At 60.8% G+C, this 18455-nt stretch carries 17 protein-coding genes; 10 read left to right on the top strand and 7 right to left on the bottom strand.

What is annotated here, in order from left to right; genetic code table 11:
• The first annotated feature begins 33 nt into the window (after positions 1–33).
• Positions 34–2979 (top strand): HD domain-containing phosphohydrolase, encoded by a 2946-nt coding sequence (locus SOP85_RS10655; protein WP_323626923.1) that lies wholly within the window; start codon positions 34–36, stop codon positions 2977–2979.
• Here the strand turns inward: SOP85_RS10655 and SOP85_RS10660 are convergent, their stop codons facing one another.
• Together SOP85_RS10660 and SOP85_RS10665 are read right to left on the bottom strand one after the other, a co-directional pair.
• Positions 2980–3462, bottom strand: coding sequence for a GAF domain-containing protein (locus SOP85_RS10660; RefSeq protein WP_323626924.1), 483 nt, complete (start codon positions 3460–3462; stop codon positions 2980–2982).
• Entirely contained in the window at positions 3459–4349 is an 891-nt protein-coding gene (locus tag SOP85_RS10665) for an ATP-binding protein (RefSeq protein ID WP_274073043.1), read from the bottom strand. Before SOP85_RS10665 ends, SOP85_RS10660 begins: the two co-directional genes overlap by 4 nt.
• A gap of 117 nt (positions 4350–4466) precedes the next feature.
• Between SOP85_RS10665 and SOP85_RS10670 the strand changes: the two genes are divergently transcribed.
• A complete protein-coding gene (locus tag SOP85_RS10670) occupies positions 4467–6830 on the top strand; it encodes a response regulator (protein WP_442967902.1) in 2364 nt (787 codons plus the stop codon).
• Here the strand turns inward: SOP85_RS10670 and SOP85_RS10675 are convergent.
• The 3 genes from SOP85_RS10675 to msrB all read right to left on the bottom strand — a co-directional run bounded on the left by SOP85_RS10675 (position 6814) and on the right by msrB (position 8333).
• Positions 6814–7275: a MarR family winged helix-turn-helix transcriptional regulator gene (locus tag SOP85_RS10675; protein WP_274073041.1), complete on the bottom strand. Its 462-nt coding sequence runs from the start codon at positions 7273–7275 to the stop codon at positions 6814–6816. The genes SOP85_RS10670 and SOP85_RS10675 overlap by 17 nt on opposite strands.
• Complete coding sequence (locus SOP85_RS10680; protein ID WP_323607034.1) at positions 7272–7757, bottom strand: glutathione peroxidase; 486 nt, start codon at positions 7755–7757, stop codon at positions 7272–7274. The genes SOP85_RS10675 and SOP85_RS10680 overlap by 4 nt, the downstream gene beginning before the upstream one ends.
• A 180-nt stretch (positions 7758–7937) precedes the next feature.
• The gene (msrB, locus tag SOP85_RS10685) at positions 7938–8333 is read right to left on the bottom strand and encodes a peptide-methionine (R)-S-oxide reductase MsrB (RefSeq protein WP_323607032.1); all 396 of its coding nucleotides are present in this window, start codon (positions 8331–8333) and stop codon (positions 7938–7940) included.
• A 226-nt stretch (positions 8334–8559) separates the two neighbouring features.
• On the opposite strand from msrB, the gene SOP85_RS10690 reads away from it, so the two are divergent.
• On the top strand, positions 8560–9771 hold the full coding sequence (locus SOP85_RS10690) for a pyridoxal phosphate-dependent aminotransferase (protein ID WP_034151309.1): 1212 nt from the start codon (positions 8560–8562) through the stop codon (positions 9769–9771).
• Between the two features lie 316 nt (positions 9772–10087).
• Positions 10088–10978 (top strand): protease HtpX, encoded by an 891-nt coding sequence (gene htpX / locus SOP85_RS10695; RefSeq protein WP_008059113.1) that lies wholly within the window; start codon positions 10088–10090, stop codon positions 10976–10978.
• Positions 10979–11168: 190 nt separating this feature from the next.
• On the opposite strand, the gene SOP85_RS10700 is transcribed toward htpX, so the two are convergent.
• Positions 11169–11822, bottom strand: a complete 654-nt coding sequence (locus SOP85_RS10700; protein ID WP_323626925.1) for a thiopurine S-methyltransferase — start codon at positions 11820–11822, stop codon at positions 11169–11171.
• Between the two features lie 103 nt (positions 11823–11925).
• On the opposite strand from SOP85_RS10700, the gene SOP85_RS10705 reads away from it, so the two are divergent.
• Positions 11926–12693 (top strand): DODA-type extradiol aromatic ring-opening family dioxygenase, encoded by a 768-nt coding sequence (locus SOP85_RS10705; RefSeq protein WP_323626926.1) that lies wholly within the window; start codon positions 11926–11928, stop codon positions 12691–12693.
• Positions 12694–12719: 26 nt separating this feature from the next.
• On the opposite strand, the gene phnR is transcribed toward SOP85_RS10705, so the two are convergent.
• A complete protein-coding gene (gene phnR / locus SOP85_RS10710; RefSeq protein WP_274073036.1) occupies positions 12720–13433 on the bottom strand; it encodes a phosphonate utilization transcriptional regulator PhnR in 714 nt (237 codons plus the stop codon).
• A 351-nt stretch (positions 13434–13784) separates the two neighbouring features.
• Between phnR and SOP85_RS10715 the strand changes: the two genes are divergently transcribed.
• From SOP85_RS10715 to SOP85_RS10735, 5 genes are all read left to right on the top strand, one after another.
• Complete coding sequence (locus SOP85_RS10715) at positions 13785–14849, top strand: ABC transporter substrate-binding protein (protein WP_323626928.1); 1065 nt, start codon at positions 13785–13787, stop codon at positions 14847–14849.
• A 177-nt stretch (positions 14850–15026) separates the two neighbouring features.
• Entirely contained in the window at positions 15027–15833 is an 807-nt protein-coding gene (locus SOP85_RS10720) for an alkaline phosphatase family protein (protein WP_323626929.1), read from the top strand.
• A gap of 5 nt (positions 15834–15838) precedes the next feature.
• Entirely contained in the window at positions 15839–16675 is an 837-nt protein-coding gene (locus SOP85_RS10725; protein WP_274073283.1) for an ABC transporter permease, read from the top strand.
• Positions 16662–17462: an ABC transporter permease gene (locus tag SOP85_RS10730; protein WP_274073033.1), complete on the top strand. Its 801-nt coding sequence runs from the start codon at positions 16662–16664 to the stop codon at positions 17460–17462. The genes SOP85_RS10725 and SOP85_RS10730 overlap by 14 nt, the downstream gene beginning before the upstream one ends.
• Positions 17459–18448, top strand: coding sequence for an ABC transporter ATP-binding protein (locus SOP85_RS10735; protein WP_323626930.1), 990 nt, complete (start codon positions 17459–17461; stop codon positions 18446–18448). The genes SOP85_RS10730 and SOP85_RS10735 overlap by 4 nt, the downstream gene beginning before the upstream one ends.
• Positions 18449–18455: the final 7 nt, after the last annotated feature.

The raw sequence follows: 18455 nt of genomic DNA on the forward strand, positions 1-18455 counted from the left end.
GAGCAGTGTGTTAACCATCACGGAGTGACCTGCATGCCCAGCCCACTGCGCCCGGATCAACGGCGATTTCCCCTGCACGTTCATATCAGCGTGATGTTCACTTTGCTGCTGTTGCTGACCGGGGTCGTGCTGGGCATTTTCCACTACCGGCAAACCACTCAGATCATTCTTTCGAGCAGCGAAAAGCTGTTCAGTCGAATCGAGCAGGATGTGCGCCTGGACCTGCACGCCACCTATGAGCCGATTCGGCATCTGTTGAGCCTGTTGCGGCACAACCCCGCAGCCCAGGCCCTCGACCTGCAACAGCGCCTGGCGCTGCTCCAGCCTTTCAGCCAGTCGCTCAAGGACAACCCCGACCTGGCTTCGTTGTACCTGGGATACGACAACGGTGACTTTTTCATGGTTCGCCCGCTGCGCACGCCAGACCTGAAAGCGCTGCTCAAGGCCCCGGATACCGCGGCCTACCAGGTATGGAGCATCGAGCGAAACAGCAGCGGCCAGGTGCATTCGCAATCCTTGTTTTTCGATCAGGACCTGACGCTCCTCGGTCGTCAGGACAATCTCGACGAAACCTATGATCCGCGTAGCCGGGCCTGGTTCACCAGTGCCAGCCAGGATGTCGACCAGATCACCACCGAACCCTACGTCTTTTTCTCGACCCACCATGTCGGCACCACCTTGGCACGGCGTAGCGGCGAGCATGCGGTGATCGCTGCCGACCTGACCCTGGCCGAGCTCTCGGCCACCTTGGCCAAACATGTGGTGACACCGGCGACCGAGATCGTCCTGTTCGATGCCCAGGGCAATGCCATCGCTTATCCCGACAGTCGTCGCCTGATCGTCGACGATCAAACCGCCCGCCTGGCCAAGGCCGCCGACCTGAGTCCCGGTCTGAAAGCACTGCTCGACAACCCCAGGCCTGGCAATCGCCTGACGGCCATGGGCCGTAGCTGGATCGTTGCCCGCAGCAGCATGCAGGAAGGCGGCCCCCAGGGGCTGCAACTGGCGATGCTGGTACCGGAAGATGAATTGCTTGCCGACGCCTATCGCATGCGCTGGCAGGGCGCGCTGATTACTCTGGCGACCCTGTTGTTGTGCGTGCCATTGGGATGGCTGACGTCCAGGATCCTGGTCAAGCCCCTGCGCGCCCTGGTGCAGGAGGCGGATGCCATTCGCAGCTTCGATTTCAATTTTCCCGCCGCCCGTCGCTCTCCGGTGCTCGAGGTCGACCAGTTGAGCCTGTCCATGGCGCGCATGAAAGACACCCTGGCGAGTTTCTTCCAGATCACCGACAGCCTGAGCGCCGAGACCCGGTTTGCCCCATTGCTGCAGCGGGTGCTGTTTGAAACGGTCAGGATTGGCCAGGCCCAGGCCGGCCTGATCTACCTGCGCGAAGGGGATGGCGATCTTATGGAACCCCAGGGCCTGGTGATCAACGACACGGCACAAACTCTGTCGTCTTTCGACCTCAGCGCACACGGGCTTCATGATGCGCACAGCCCCGCCTGGCTGCAGCAGCTATCGACGGCCGACAACGTCGTCTCCCATCTGGGCTTCGAACAGGCGGGAGACCTGCAGAAAGTCCTGCTGGCCATGGCCTGTCCCCGAGTTCACCTGATCGGCATCCGCTTGCACAATCGTCACAACGAAACCGTGGGCCTGCTGGTGTTTCTGCTGGCCGACAGCGGCAACCAGAGCGACCTGGACAAACTGCGTCCCGACCGCATCGCGTTCCTCCAGGCAGTATCCGGTGCGGCCGCCGTGAGTATCGAAAGCCAGCGCTTGCAAGACCGGCAAAAACAGCTGCTGGACGCCTTCATCAAACTGCTGGCCGGCGCGATAGATGCCAAGAGCCCCTACACCGGTGGCCATTGCGAGCGAGTCCCGGCCCTGACACTGATGCTCGCCCAGGCCGCGGCCGCCAGCCAGGACCCGGCCTTTCGCGGCTATCAGCCCACGGACGATGAGTGGGAGGCGCTGCACATCGCCGCCTGGCTGCACGACTGCGGCAAGGTGACGACCCCGGAATACGTGGTCGACAAAGCCACCAAACTGGAAACCCTGAACGACCGCATCCACGAAATACGCACCCGCTTCGAAGTGCTCAAGCGCGATGCCTGGATCGACTATTGGCAAGCCATTGCCCAAGGTGGCGACGAGCAACAGCTGGCGCAACAGCGAGAGGCCAGCCTGAGGGCGCTCGATGAGGATTTCGCCTTCATCGCCCGCTGCAACCTGGGCGGCGAGGCCATGGCCGAAGCCGACCTGCAGCGTTTGCGCAGCATCGCGCATCGCACCTGGACGCGAACCCTGGATGACCGGCTGGGTGTTTCCTGGGAAGAAAACCAGCGCCAGGCGCGTACGCCGGCACCCACGCTGCCGGTCCGCGAGGCGTTGCTGGCGGACCGGCCCGAGCATCTGTTCGAACGCGCCGAAGCCGAATTGATTGCCGAGGACAACCCCTGGGGTTTCAAGCTCGATGTCCCGCGCTACAAGTACAACCGCGGCGAGCTCTACAACCTGAGCATAACCCGAGGCACCTTGACCTCTGAGGAGCGCTACATCATCAACCACCACATGGTGCAGACGATCCTGATGCTCAGCCAACTGCCCTTCCCCGAACACCTGGGCAATGTCGCGGAGATCGCCGGCGGCCACCACGAAAAAATGGACGGCACGGGTTATCCGAAACGCTTGAAGCGTGAGCAGATGAGCCTGCCGGCGCGGATGATGGCGATTGCCGATATCTTCGAGGCGCTGACCGCCGCCGACCGCCCCTACAAGAAAGCCAAGACCCTGAGCGAAGCGCTGGGCATCATGGCCAACATGTGCCGGGATGCGCACATCGACCCGCAGTTGTTCGAGCTGTTCATCAACGCACAGATCTATCTGCAGTACGCCCGGCGCTTCCTCGATCCAGGGCAGATCGATGCCGTGGATACCTCAAGCCTGCTGGTCAAGGCAGGCTTGAAAGGCTGATCAGCAGTCGGTCAGGCGCAGGAAGATAGCCGCCAGCTGCTCGATACCGGCCTGATCCTGCAAGGTGAAACGCGCCAGTTGCGGGCTGTCGAGGTCGAGTACGCCGATCAGGCGACCGTCCTTGACCAGGGGCACCACCAGTTCGCTGTTCGATGCACTGTCGCAGGCGATATGCCCGGCAAACGCGTGCACGTCTTCGACGCGCTGGGTCTGCAAGGTCGCCGCCGCCGTGCCGCACACGCCCCGACCGAACGGAATCCGCACGCAGGCGATCTGCCCTTGAAACGGGCCCAGCACCAGCTCTTCGTTACGATTGAGGTAGAACCCGGCCCAGTTCAAGCCCTCGAGCTGATTGAACAGGAACGCCGAAAACTGCGCGGCGTTGGCAATGAAATCGCGCTCGTCCGCCAGCAAGGATTCCAGCTGCGCGTGCAGCATGCCGTAGCCCTCGAGCCCCTGGCCGCTGTTTTGTAAATCGATCATGCCTTGTGCTCCAACAGTTTGAGCCCCACCCAATAGCGGGCAAATTGATACGCGCAACGTCCGTTGCGATTGCCCCGCCCGGTGGCCCAGCGCACCGCGAGGATGTCCAGCTCTTCGGTGCGCTGCCACGGCAGGCCGGCCTTGTCGGCCAACTGGCCGATCCAGTGCTCGACCACGTTCAGGAAGTGCTCCTGGGTGAACGGATAGAACGACAGCCACAGGCCGAAACGGTCCGACAGCGCGATCTTGTCTTCCACCGCCTCGCTGGGGTGCAATTCGCCATCGACGCGTTTCCAGTTTTCGTTATCGCTTTCCTTTTCCGGCACCAGGTGGCGACGGTTAGACGTGGCGTAGAGCAACACGTTGTCCGGCGCCTGTTCGAGCGAACCGTCGAGTACGCTCTTGAGTACGCGATAATCGCCTTCGCCCGACTCGAACGACAGGTCATCGCAGAACAGCACGAAACGCTGCGGCAGCTTGGCGATCTGTTCGACCACCCGCGGCAAGTCCGCCAGGTGATCGCGTTCGATTTCAATCAGGCGCAGACCGGCCTGGGCGTGCTCGGCCAGCAAGGCGCGCACCAGCGACGATTTACCGGTGCCGCGCGAACCCCAGAGCAGCGCATGGTTGGCCGGCATGCCATCGAGGAACTGGCGGGTATTACGCCCCAGTTGCTCAACCTGGCGATCGACGCCGATCAGGTCGCTCAGGCGCATGTCCAGGCTGACCTGCAGCGGCAGCAGAAAACCGCTGCGTCCCTCGCGCTGCCAGCGCGCAGCCAGGCAATGGGTCCAGTCGATGGCTTGCCGAGGGGTGGGCAGCAGCGGTTCGATACGGGCCAGAACGGCATCGGCACGTTCAAGAAAAGCATTCAATCGGGAATCCACGTCTTCTCCTCGGGCACGTTCACAGTAATGATGGCGATACAGATACGACATACAGCGTTCGATGAACGGTCAACCGCCCTATGGCAGGGCTCATGGGAACACCCTGCATGATCGACTATGCTTGAGCAGCGAAGGAAAACGGAAGTGATTCAGCACCCCATGGATATCAAGTTCACCAACCGCCTGTCTTACAAACAGGCGCGGCTCACCGTGCTGGTCGGTTTCGTCCTGGGTATGCTGCTCAGCGTGCTGCAAATAGGCATCGATTATGCCAGCGAAGACGCCTCCATCAACCGTGAAATACTGTCTCTGCTCGAAATCAGCCACAACCCCGCCTCGCGCATCGCCTACAACATCGACGCCGAACTCGCCCAGGAACTGACCCTGGGCCTGCTGCGCTCGCCCGCGATCATTGGTGCGAAACTGACCGACAACAACGGCAATATCCTGGCCAACGTCAAGCGTCCCGGCCTGCAAAGCGGCTATCGGGTATTGAGTGACCTGCTATTCGGGGCCAATCGGCAGTTCGAAGACCGCCTGTACCTGGATCATTTGCCCGGCGAATCCCTGGGCACCCTGCAACTGGACGTCGACACTTACTCATTCGGTTACCGCTTCCTGCGCCGGGCCGAGGTCACCCTGATCAACGGTTTCGCCCGCAGCCTGCTGCTGAGTGGCATCCTCCTGGCGCTGTTCTACGTGATGCTGACCAAGCCGTTGGTGCGGGTCATCCGCGAACTCAGCGGCCGCGATCCGCGCAGTTCGGAGCCGACGTCGCTGGAATGCCCGGCGGGACACGCCAACGATGAAATCGGCGTGCTGGTGAAAGTTGCCAACCAGCAATTCGAAAACATCGCCACCGAAATCCAGCAGCGACGCAACGCCGAAAATCGCCTGACCGACTATCTTGCCCAGCTGGAAAACATCGTGTCGGCGCGCACGACCGAGCTCAAGGCCATCAATGCCCGGCTCAGTCAATCCAATCAGGAGCTGGAAGTCGCTCGCAGCACCGCCCTGGACATGGCCGAAGCGCGCTCGGTGTTCCTGGCCAACATGAGCCACGAAATCCGCACGCCCCTCAATGGCCTGCTGGGCATGATCGCGCTGTCGCTGGACGGCCCGCTGAATGCCGAGCAACAGCAACAGCTGGCCATCGCCCATGACTCGGGCAAAGTCCTGGTGGAGTTGCTCAACGATATCCTCGACCTGTCGAAATTCGACGCCGGCCAACTCGAACTCGAACACATCCCGTTCGACCTGGGCTCGCTGGTCGAGGACACCGCCAACCTGCTGTCACAGAACGCCGCGCCGAGTGTCGAACTGACCTGCCTGATCGACCCGGACTTTCCTGCGCTGGTGCTCGGCGATCCGACAAGGGTGCGGCAGATCGTCAGCAACCTGCTGTCCAATGCGCTCAAGTTCACCCGTTTCGGCCGGGTCGATGTGCGACTGTCGACCTATAAGGATGGCGTCAGCATCGAAGTCTGCGACACGGGCATCGGCATCCCGCGGGAGGCTCAGGTCAAGATCTTCCAGCCCTTTACCCAGGCGGGTGCCGGCATCACCCGACAATTCGGCGGCACCGGCTTGGGCCTGGCCCTGACCTACAACCTGTGCGAAGCCATGCAAGGTCGCCTCACCATCAGTTCTGAAGCCGGTTTCGGCAGCCAGTTCTGCGCGCAACTGCCGCTGCCCAGTCATACCCGGGCACTGGCCCCGGCCCCCCTGCAGGGCAAAATCGTGGCAATTACCGCCGCCGGCAGCGGCCTGGCGGAACTGCTGAAAAGTGTATTGCCTGGTTGGGGGCTCGATTATCAACAGCGCACGATCGATGACTCATTGCTCGGTCTGGACCCCGATGTGCTGATCACCGATTGCCCCGAGTGCCTGTTCAACCTGCGCCCCACCATCTGCGCGCCGATCCTGCTGGTGACCGCTTACGGCAGCTTCCTGCCCAGCGAAGAGGCCAGCGCCCTCGCCCCCTTGCAGCAGCAGGCCCGTCCTTTGGCACGCAATGCGCTACACCAGACCTTGCAGCGAATCCTCCTGGTGCAAACCGACACCCCCAGCGATACCCGGGTCGACGCCACCCTCGCGCAGCGTCGGGCGCGGGTGCTGCTGGTCGAGGACAACCCGGTCAACCAGCTGGTGGCCAAGGGCATGCTGGGCAAACTCGGTTGCGACGTGACCGTCGCCGCGCACGGCGCCGAAGCGCTGGATCAATTGGAGAGCCGCGACTTCGATCTGGTGCTGATGGACTGCAACATGCCGGTCATGGATGGCTATGAGGCCAGTCGGCAAATCCGTCGCAGCGGTCGCTGGCCGCAGTTACCCATCGTCGCCCTGACCGCCAACGCCATGTCCGAAGAGCGCGAACGCTGCCGTGCGGCGGGCATGAGCGACTACCTGGCCAAACCTTTTCGTCGAGAAGAGCTGGCCGCCCTGCTGGATGTGTGGATACCGGCTACGACAGCGCCTTGATCTGCCCCAACAAGTGATCCAGGCCGTCGCGCAGCTCATTCAGGCGATCCAGGTCCACGCCGCTGTCGCACAACAGGCGGGCCTTGAGCGGGCCGACCTGATCACGCAGCGCCGTGCCCTGGGGCGACAGGCTCAGGTGCACCTCCCGCTCATCCCGCGCCGAGCGCTGGCGCTGAACCAGCTGCAATTGCTCAAGACGCTTGAGCAACGGCGTCAGCGTGCCGGAATCCAGCGCCAGGCGTTCGCCCAGGGCCTTGACCGTGGGCTGCTCCGGGGCTGTTGCCTGCCATTCCCACAACACCAGCATCGCCAGGTACTGCGGGTAAGTCAGGCCCAACTGATCGAGCATCGGCTTGTAGGCGCGAATCACCGCCCGGGACGCGGCATACAGTTTGAAGCAGAGCTGGCTGTCGAGGCTCAGCGAATCAACGGACAAGGTGTTCATTTGAGCAGGGCTTCGATCTCGCTGCTCAAGTCCTGCGGCTTGGTCGCCGGCGCGAAGCGCTTGACCAACTGGCCGTCCTTGCCGATCAGGAACTTGGTGAAGTTCCACTTGATGCCCTGGGAACCGAGCACACCCGGCGCACGCTTTTTCAGCTGCACGAACAATGGATGGGCACCGTCGCCATTGACTTCGATTTTCTTGAACAGCGGGAAACTGACTCCGTAGTTGAGCTCGCAGAACTCGCTGATCGCCCCTTCGTTACCCGGCTCCTGCTTGCCGAACTGATTGCAGGGAAAGCCCAGTACCACCAGGCCCTGGTCCTTGTAGGTCTGCCACAGCTCTTCAAGGCCTTTGTATTGCGGGGTGAAACCGCATTTGCTGGCGGTGTTGACCACCAGCACGGCCTTGCCGGCGTAATCCGCCAGGGTTTTCTGTTCGCCCTTGATGGTGGTGCAAGGGATGCTGAGGAGATTGTCGCTCATGATTGGGGCGCTCTAGATGGGGGTGATTTGACAAACATAGCGAGCAATTGAATTGTGTGCAATGTAATTAATCGAGCGCCAAACCTGGAGGAGCCGGCTTGCTGGCGATCGGCACGCCGCGGTGTGTCAAATCCACCGCTATCGCCAGCAAGCCGGCTCCTACAGAGAATCGAGGTGATCTTATTCGCGGGGTACCAGGTCCAGGCACACGGAGTTGATGCAATAACGCAACCCGGTCGGCGGCGGGCCATCGGGGAATACGTGGCCCAAATGCGCGTCACATTTGGCGCAGACCACTTCGGTACGGATCATGCCGTGACTGACATCACGGATCTCGACCATCGCACTGTCACCGATCGGCGCGTAGAAACTCGGCCAGCCGCAACCGGAATCGAACTTGGTGGCGGAGTCGAACAACGGCTCGTTGCAGCAGATGCAATGATAGACACCATCGGTCTTGGTGCCGTTGTACTTGCCGGAAAACGGGCGCTCGGTGCCCTTGAGCCGGCAAACGTTGTACTGCTCTGGATCGAGCATGGCCTTCCATTCTTCCAGGGATTTTTCCAACTTTTCCATCATCACACCTCAGCAGCTGAAAAAGCCCGATCTGTACCTTTTCCACGGATCGGGCGGCACGTATGATTGCGCCTCGTCAAACGCCAGTCTGGCAGCCAGACCACGCGCATTCAAACGGATTTATGGGTGCTGCCTCTCAAGGCGCCAGGCCTGTGTGATAACGCAGGTTTCCCAGCACGGTTGTCCACACGCCGCCTGGATCGTTCATTTTCGGGAACACATCGCCATGCAGGTCAGCAAATCGAACAAGCTCGCCAACGTCTGCTATGACATTCGCGGCCCAGTGCTCAAGCACGCCAAACGCCTGGAAGAGGAAGGCCATCGCATCCTCAAGCTGAACATCGGCAACCCGGCGCCCTTTGGTTTCGAAGCGCCGGACGAAATCCTCCAGGACGTGATCCGCAACCTGCCGACCGCCCAGGGCTACAGCGACTCCAAGGGCCTGTTCAGCGCGCGCAAGGCCGTCATGCAGTACTACCAGCAAAAGCAGGTGGAAGGTGTCGGCATCGAGGACATCTACCTGGGCAACGGCGTTTCCGAGCTGATCGTGATGTCGATGCAGGCCCTGCTCAACAACGGCGACGAAGTGCTGGTACCGGCTCCCGACTACCCGTTGTGGACCGCCGCGGTGAGCCTGTCGGGCGGTAACCCGGTGCATTATCTGTGCGACGAGCAGGCCAACTGGTGGCCGGACCTGGCCGACATCAAGGCCAAGATCACCCCGAACACCAAGGCCCTGGTGATCATCAACCCGAACAACCCGACCGGTGCGGTGTATTCGAAAGAAGTACTGCTGGGCATGCTGGAACTGGCCCGCCAGCACAACCTGGTGGTGTTTTCCGACGAGATCTACGACAAGATCCTCTACGACGATGCCGTGCACATCTGCACCGCTTCGCTGGCGCCGGACCTGCTGTGCCTGACCTTCAACGGCCTGTCCAAGTCCTATCGAGTGGCCGGTTTCCGTTCCGGCTGGATCGCCATTTCCGGACCGAAACAACACGCCCAGAGCTACATCGAAGGCATCGACATGCTGGCCAACATGCGCCTGTGCGCCAACGTGCCGAGCCAGCACGCGATCCAGACCGCGCTGGGTGGCTATCAGAGCATCAACGATCTGGTGCTGCCGCAAGGGCGCCTGCTGGAACAGCGTAACCGCACCTGGGAACTGCTCAACGACATTCCCGGGGTGAGCTGCGTCAAGCCGATGGGCGCGCTATATGCCTTCCCGCGGATCGACCCGAAGGTCTGCCCGATCCACAACGACGAAAAGTTCGTCCTCGACCTGCTGCTCTCCGAGAAGCTGCTGGTGGTGCAAGGCACAGCCTTCAACTGGCCATGGCCCGACCACTTCCGCGTCGTGACCCTGCCGCGCGTCGATGACCTGGACATGGCCATCGGACGCATCGGCAATTTCCTCAAGTCCTACCGCCAGTAAGCGGCCTGTCACCGTGCGATGGCGGAAACATCGCACGGTGATTCATTCTGCAACACATGATTACGTCCTACCGATGACTGCTGCCTCGATGCCTGTGCAATGCCACATTGCCTGGTCACGTCGAGTAACCACGGGCACCCAGCCGCCGGTGGCCTGACAAACAACTTCGCCGTCCCACGTCGGAAATGCCCTGCAACCAGCTACGCTTTTGCTGTAGGACACAGTTTGAAATAGTCACTTGGTTGAATACCCCGGTGCAGCACCTTATATACCCCGCAGTACGCTACATCTTTAGCATGAGGAGATTTCTACAACCATGATGCGCATCCTGCTGTTCTTGGCCACTAACCTGGCGGTCGTGCTGATTGCCAGCATCACCCTGAGCCTTTTCGGCTTCAACGGGTTCATGGCGGCCAATGGGGTTGATCTCAACCTCAATCAGCTGCTGATTTTCTGTGCGGTCTTCGGTTTCGCCGGTTCCCTGTTCTCGCTGTTCATCTCCAAGTGGATGGCGAAGATGAGCACCAGCACCCAAATCATCAGCCAGCCGCGCACGCGTCACGAGCAATGGCTGCTGCAAACGGTCGAGCAACTGTCCCGCGAAGCCGGGATCAAGATGCCCGAAGTCGGGATCTTCCCGGCCTATGAGGCGAACGCCTTCGCCACCGGCTGGAACAAGAACGACGCACTGGTCGCCGTCAGCCAGGGCCTGCTGGAACGTTTCTCGCCGGATGAAGTGAAAGCCGTCCTGGCCCACGAAATCGGCCACGTGGCCAATGGCGACATGGTCACCCTGGCGTTGATCCAGGGCGTGGTGAACACCTTCGTGATGTTCTTCGCACGGATCATCGGCAACTTTGTCGACAAGGTGATCTTCAAGAACGAAGAAGGCCAGGGCATTGCCTACTACGTGGCGACCATCTTCGCCGAACTGGTCCTGGGTATCCTGGCCAGCGCCATCGTCATGTGGTTCTCGCGCAAACGCGAATTCCGTGCCGACGAAGCCGGTGCCAACCTGGCCGGCACCGCCGCGATGATTGGCGCGTTGCAACGCCTGCGTGCGGAACAGGGCCTGCCGGTGCACATGCCTGACACCTTGAACGCCTTCGGCATCAACGGTGGCATCAAACAGGGCTTTGCCCGCATGTTCATGAGCCACCCGCCGCTGGAAGAGCGCATTGACGCACTTGCGCGTCGTCGCGGCTAAGAAGCTTCACGGCAAAATGAAAAGGCCCGCAGCAATGCGGGCCTTTTTTTGTCTGCTGATTTATGCGGTGCTATCAGGGCCCCTTCGCGAGCAAGCCCGCTCCCACAGTTGACCGAGTCATCAAGATGAATGAGGTCTCCTGTGGGAGCGGGCTTGCTCGCGAAGGGGCCGGCACTGGCGATACAACCTATCAGCTGGAAACCCGATACACCCGCTCCTCAAGCCGCGTAACGCCTGCCTCCAGAAACTTCCCGCTCTCGCTCAGCACATCCTGGTCTTCAAGGATCTTCAGCGTCCACGCAGCACCGAACAAGCGCTGCACCTCTTCATCGAGCACGGCAAACGGCGGACCGGGCATCTGCGCCTGGTCGTAATCCAGCGTGATCAACAACCCAAGCGCATCCTTCGGCACAATCCGCGTCAGGTGCGCGGCGTATTGCTCACGCATGGGTGACGGCAGCGCGATCAGCGCGGCACGGTCGTAAAGCGCGGCGCAATCGGCCACATCACCAGCCGTCAGGTCGAAAAAGTCACCGCACCACAGCTCGATCGAGCCAGCCCGATAAACCTTGAACGGGCCCTGCTCACTGACATCAGGGTCGAAATGGTGCTCATTGAAGAAGTCCTCGATGGCCTTCTCCGACAACTCGATGCCCAACACCTCATGACCTTCGCGGGCGAGCCACAACAAATCCAGGCTCTTGCCGCACAACGGCACCAGCACGCGAGCGCCGTCCTCCACACCCAACTGCGGCCAAAACCGTTGCAGATAAGGATTAACTTGCGGCAAGTGAAAGCCGATCTGATTCGACGCCCACTTCTTGTGCCAAAACTCCGGCTGCATAAATAACCCCGAAAATTCGATCAAAACACCCTAAAACTTATATTAGATTTAGATCAATGATCTGACAGAAGATGACGCCATCTTAACTCCCAGGAGCTCATCCATGTTCCCCAGCCTGTACATATCCCATGGTTCGCCGATGCTGGCCCTGGAACCGGGCGCCAGCGGACCGGCCCTGGCTCGCCTAGCCGCAGAGATGCCCAGGCCGGATGCCATCGTGATTGTCTCCGCACACTGGGAAAGCGATGAACTGCTGGTGGGCGGCAACCCGCAGCCGGACACCTGGCATGACTTCGGCGGTTTTCCAAAGGCTTTGTTCGAGGTGCAATATCCGGCTCCTGGTAACCCCGGGCTGGCCGAACGGGTGGTCGAACTGTTGCGCGCCAGTGCCCTTCCCGCCCGCATCGACAGCACACGACCGTTCGACCATGGCGTCTGGGTGCCGCTGTCGTTGATGTATCCCCAGGCCGACATCCCGATTGTCCAGGTTTCACTGCCTACTCGAGGCGGCCCGGCCTTGCAGGCCCGTGTGGGCCAGGCGTTGGCCGGCTTGCGCGAACAGGGCGTGCTGTTGATCGGTTCCGGCAGCATCACCCACAACCTGCGAGAGCTGGACTGGCATGCCGGCCCGGAGAGTGTCGAACCCTGGGCCCGGGAATTTCGCGACTGGATGATCGACAAGCTCGCGGCAAAGGATGAGGCCGCCCTGCACGACTATCGCCGGCAGGCACCGAACGCCGTGCGCAACCATCCCAGCGATGAACACTTGCTGCCGTTGTACTTTGCCCGCAGTGCCGGGGGGCAGTTCAGCATCGCCCACATAGGGTTCACCCTGGGCGCGCTGGGCATGGACATCTACCGTTTCGGATAAGGCTGCGAGGCCCGCGGTGGCCCGGTTCAGGCCACATCGACCCCGACATGAATCGCATCATGGCGCCAGAACTCCAGGTCACAATCGATCAGCCGCCCGTGCTGGTCGTAATTGACCCGGGCGATGCGCAATCCGGGACTGCCCACCGACACCCTTAAAGCGGCCGCCGCGTCTGCCGACAATGCCGTCGGCACGATCTCGAAGCGCACCCGCCCGTAGTGCAGGTCGTAGTGCCGCGCATACAGCTCGGTGATCGACTGATTCAGGTCGAAATCCAGAATCCCCGGAAAATACTGCGGATTCAGATAGTGCTCCACGTACAGCACCAGTCGCCCATCGATACGCCGCGAACGACAGACCTGAATCACGCTCGACAACGCCGGCAGCTGTAACCAGGCACAGATCGCCGCCGATGCCGGCAACAATCGCGCCGAAATGACCTCGGTGGACGGCACCCGCCCCTGGGCGCTGACCATGGCGTGGAAGTGACTGCGCTGCATGAGGTTGTAGGCCAGGCGCGGCGGCGACACGAACCAGCCACGACGCTCCTCGCGATAGATCTGGCCTTGGGCTTCGAGCTGCAGCAATGCTTCGCGCACGGTAATCCGGGTCGTCCCAAACAACTCACTGAGCTTGCGTTCGGCTGGCAACTTGCTCCCAGGCGCCAACAGCCCCTTATCGAGCTGCTCCTGAAGCACCTGGCCTATGGCTGTCACCGCTTTTGTTGCCTCATCGCGCATCAACGTTACCTATCTGGACTAGACCAGCACACTTTCGGGGCGCAACCGCTGGAAAAAACGGTTCTTTCAAGATCCTGCAAGCGTAGGCAATGCAGATGACCGAGAGATGACACAGCCGCCCGACGGTCATCCCGACAACGTGCAAGACATCGGCCAAGTCCCTTGTGTTATGGGGCTTCGCCCATGGTCTACGCTTACTTGGCACCCGCCGATACCGGGCAAATAAACGTCCGTCGGGGCGACGAACGACATCAAAGTGTCATCGAGCCGCCTTAGATTGGCTCAGGTATTGCTGACCTAGACCAACACAATCGCAATCGCAGCGTTGAAAACGCCCATAGGAGCTTCGGAATGAAACAGCTTTTCCTGGCATCACTGTTAGGCTCGACCATTGCCATGTGCACCGCCGCCATGGCGGCTGATGATTTGAAAACTCTCGAGGCCGCTGCGAAAGCGGAAGGTGAGGTCAACAGTGTCGGCATGCCCGACAACTGGGCCAACTGGAAAGGCACCTGGGATGATCTGGCCAAGAACTACGGCCTGAAACACATCGACACGGATATGAGTTCGGCTCAGGAAATCGCCAAGTTCAAAGCGGAAAAAGACAATTCCACCGCGGACATCGGCGATGTTGGTGCTGCGTTTGGTCCGATTGCGGTCAAACAAGAGGTTGTCCAACCTTACAAGCCAAGCACCTGGGACCAGATCCCGAGCTGGGCGAAGGATAAGGATGGCAACTGGGCACTGGCCTATACCGGCACCATCGCCTTCATCATTAACAACAAGCTGCTGCACGGTTCGGATGCACCGACCAAATGGGCCGACCTTAAAAACGGCAAGTACAAAGTGTCCATTGGTGACGTCAGCAGCTCGGCCCAAGCAGCGAACGGCGTTCTGTCCGCCGCGCTGGCCAACGGTGGCGATGAGAAAAACATTGAGCCCGCCCTGCTGATGTTCGCCGAAATCGCCAAGCAAGGTCGTCTGTCGATGACCGACCCGGTGATTGCCACCATGGAAAAAGGAGAAATCGAAGTCGGCGTGGTCTGGGACTTCAACGGTCTGAGCTACAAAGCCAAGATGGCGAACCCGGATGACTACACCGTGCTGATCCCTTCCGATGGCGCGGTGATTTCCGGATACACCACCATCATCAACAAATACGCCAAGCACCCGAACGCAGCCAAGCTAGCTCGCGAATACATCTTCAGCGACGCTGGCCAGATCAACCTGGCCAAGGGCAATGCGCGTCCGATCCGCGCCGAACACATCACCCTGCCGGATGACGTCAAGGCTAATCTGCTGCCGAACGAGCAGTACAAGAACGTCACGCCGATCAAGGACGCGGATGCCTGGGAAAAAACCTCCAAGGCCTTGCCGCAGAAGTGGAACGAAGAAGTCATCGTAGAAATGAAATGACGCGATAGGTCCCATTTGGGGATCTGATGGAGATCCAAATGTGGGAGCGGGCTTGCTCGCGAATGCGATGTGTCAGTCGACATCAATGTCGAATGTCAGCCCGCCTTCGCGAGCAAGCCCGCTCCCACAGTGGACCGAGTGAATTTCCAATTACTGTTTCCCGGAGTGTTTGCCCCCATGAAACACAACGTCATCCTGGTCGTGCTCGACGGCCTCAATTACGAAGTCGCGCGTCACGCCATGGGGCACCTGCAGGCTTACGTCGGCGCAGGACGCGCAGCGCTCTACAAACTGGAGTGCGAGTTGCCGGCCCTGTCGCGACCGCTCTACGAATGCATCCTGACCGGCGTCAAGCCGATCGACAGCGGCATCGTTCACAACAACGTCTCGCGCCTGTCCAACCAGCGCAGCATCTATCACTACGCCACCGACGCAGGTCTCAAAACCGCAGCCGCGGCTTATCACTGGGTCAGTGAGCTGTACAACCGCTCGCCCTTCGTAGCGTCCCGGGATCGTCATACCGACAACCCCGACCTGCCGATCCAGCACGGGCATTTCTACTGGAGCGATCACTATCCCGACTCGCACCTGTTCGCCGACGCGGAAAACCTGCGCTTGATTCACGCGCCGAATTTCCTGCTGATCCACCCGATGAACATCGACGACGCCGGGCACAAGCACGGCCTCGACACCCCGCAGTACCGCAACAGCGCGCGCTTTGCCGACATCTACCTCGCGGACTACCTGCAAGGCTGGCTCGACGCCGGTTATCAGGTGCTGGTAACCGCCGATCACGGCATGAACAACGACCGCTCCCACAACGGCCTGCTGCCCGAGGAACGCGAAGTGCCGTTGTTCGTACTCGGCGATGCCTTCAGCTTCAATGCCGACGCGACGCCGAAACAGACCGACCTCTGCGGCACCGTCTGCGAATTGCTCGGCGTCCCCCACGACAAGCCCGTGTGCCGGGAGCTGCTCAAGTGACCTCCATGACTCGCGGCAAATGGCTGGCAGCCCTGTGCCTGGTGCCCTTCGCCCTGTTCTTCATCGTGTTCGAAATCGCCCCACTGACATGGGTCATCATCAACAGCCTGGAATCGGAAGAGTCCGGTTGGGGCATTGCCAACTTCACCAAGGTCTTCAGCTCGAAGTTCTACCGGCAGGCGATCCAGTACAGCCTCGAGATCAGCTTCTGGTCCAGCGTGTTCGGCATCATCATCGCCGTGCTCGGTGCCTATTCCCTGCGCCGGGTCGACTCCAGGCTGCGCAACTTCGTCAACGCCTTCGCCAACATGACCAGCAACTTCTCCGGCGTGCCGCTGGCCTTCGCGTTCATCATTCTGCTGGGCTTCAACGGCAGCTTCACCATCATGCTCAAGCAGGCCGGGATCATTCAGGACTTCAACCTGTACTCGAAAACCGGGCTGATCATCCTCTACACCTACTTCCAGATTCCCCTGGGCGTGCTGCTGCTCTACCCGGCCTTCGACGCCCTGCGCGAAGACTGGCGCGAATCCGCCGAGCTGCTCGGCGCCAACGGCTGGCAGTACTGGCGGCACATCGGCCTGCCGGTGCTGACCCCGGCGCTGCTCGGCACCTTCGTGATCCTGCTGGCCAACGCCCTCGGCGCCTACGCCACGGTGTACGCCCTGACTACCGGCAACTTCAACGTGCTGACGATCCGGATCGCCGCGATGGTCTCGGGTGATATTTCCCTGGACCCGAACCTGGCCAGTGCCCTGGCCGTGGTGCTGGTGGCGTTGATGACCCTGGTGACCATCGTCCATCAACTGCTGCTGAAGAGGAGCTACCATGTCTCGCGCTGAACTGGGGCCTGCCGGCGTCTACCATCGGGTGGTGGTCTACCTGCTGTTTGCCATCATGTTGCTGCCGCTGGTCGGCACCTTCATCTATTCGATTTCCAGCAGTTGGTCGGCCACCATCCTGCCCAGCGGTTTCAGCATCAAATGGTACGTACAACTGTGGAGCGATCCGCGGTTCCTGAGCGCTTTCGGCCAGTCGCTGCTGGTCTGCGTCGGCGCACTGGTTCTAGCGGTGGTACTTATCCTGCCGCTGCTGTTCGTGGTGCATTACCACTTCCCCAGACTCGATGCGCTGATGAACATCCTGATCCTGCTGCCCTTCGCCGTGCCGCCGGTGGTGTCGTCGGTGGGGCTGCTGCAGCTCTACGGTTCCGGGCCGTTCGCCATGGTCGGTACGCCTTGGATCCTGATCGGTTGCTACTTCACCGTGGCGCTGCCGTTCATGTACCGCGCCATCACCAACAACCTGCAAGCGATCAACCTGCGCGACCTGATGGACGCCGCCCAACTGCTCGGTGCCAGCACTTTTCAGGCAGCGTTCCTGGTGGTGCTGCCGAATCTGCGCAAGGGCCTGATGGTGGCGTTGCTGCTGTCTTTCTCGTTCCTGTTCGGTGAGTTCGTGTTCGCCAACATCCTCGTCGGCACCCGCTACGAAACCCTGCAGGTCTACCTCAACAACATGCGCAACAGCAGCGGTCATTTCACCAGTGCGCTGGTGATTTCCTATTTCCTCTTTGTGCTGGTCTTGACCTGGATCGCCAACATCTTGAACAGGGACAAAAGCGAATGAGCTATGTCAGCGTCCAACATCTGCAAAAGAATTACGCCGGCACCACGGTGTTCAACGACATCAACTGCGAAATCCACAAAGGCGAATTCGTCACCCTGCTCGGCCCGTCCGGTTGCGGCAAATCCACCCTGCTGCGCTGCATCGCCGGGCTGACGCCGGTGGATGGCGGCAAGATCCTGCTCGATGGCGTCGATATCGTCCCGTTGAGCCCGCAAAAACGCGGGATCGGCATGGTGTTCCAGAGTTACGCGCTGTTCCCCAACATGACCGTGGAACAGAACGTCGCGTTTGGCCTGCGCATGCAGAAGGTCAACGCCGACGACAGCCACAAGCGTATCGCCGAGGTGTTGCAGCTGGTGGAACTGAACGACTTTGCCAGCCGTTACCCGCACCAGTTGTCGGGCGGCCAGTGCCAGCGTGTCGCCCTGGCTCGTTCATTGGTCACCCGCCCGCGCCTGCTGTTGCTGGATGAACCGCTGTCGGCCCTGGACGCGCGGATTCGCAAGCACCTGCGCGAACAGATCCGTCAGATCCAGCGCGAGCTGGGCCTGACCACGATCTTCGTCACACACGACCAGGAAGAAGCGCTGACCATGTCCGATCGCATTTTCCTGATGAACCAGGGCAAAATCGTACAAAGCGGTGACGCCGAAACCCTGTACACGGCACCGGTAGACGTCTTCGCCGCCGGTTTCATCGGCAACTACAACCTGCTGGACGCCGCCAGCGCATCCAAGCTGTTGCAACGGCCGATCAACCACCGCATCGCCATTCGCCCGGAAGCCATCGAACTGAGCCTGGACGGCGATCTCGACGCCCAGGTACGCAGTCACAGCCTGCTGGGCAACGTGATTCGCTACCGCATCGAAGCCCGCGGCGTGGAGCTGGTGGTGGATGTGCTGAACCGCTCGGCGTCCGACCTGCATCCCGATGGTCAGCGCCTGGCACTTTCCATCGATCCGACCGCCCTGTGTGAGGTAGCCTGATGCCTTT

It is taken from the genome of Pseudomonas sp. YuFO20 (assembly GCF_035064975.1).
In the GTDB taxonomy this organism is placed as follows: domain Bacteria; phylum Pseudomonadota; class Gammaproteobacteria; order Pseudomonadales; family Pseudomonadaceae; genus Aquipseudomonas; species Aquipseudomonas putida_AE.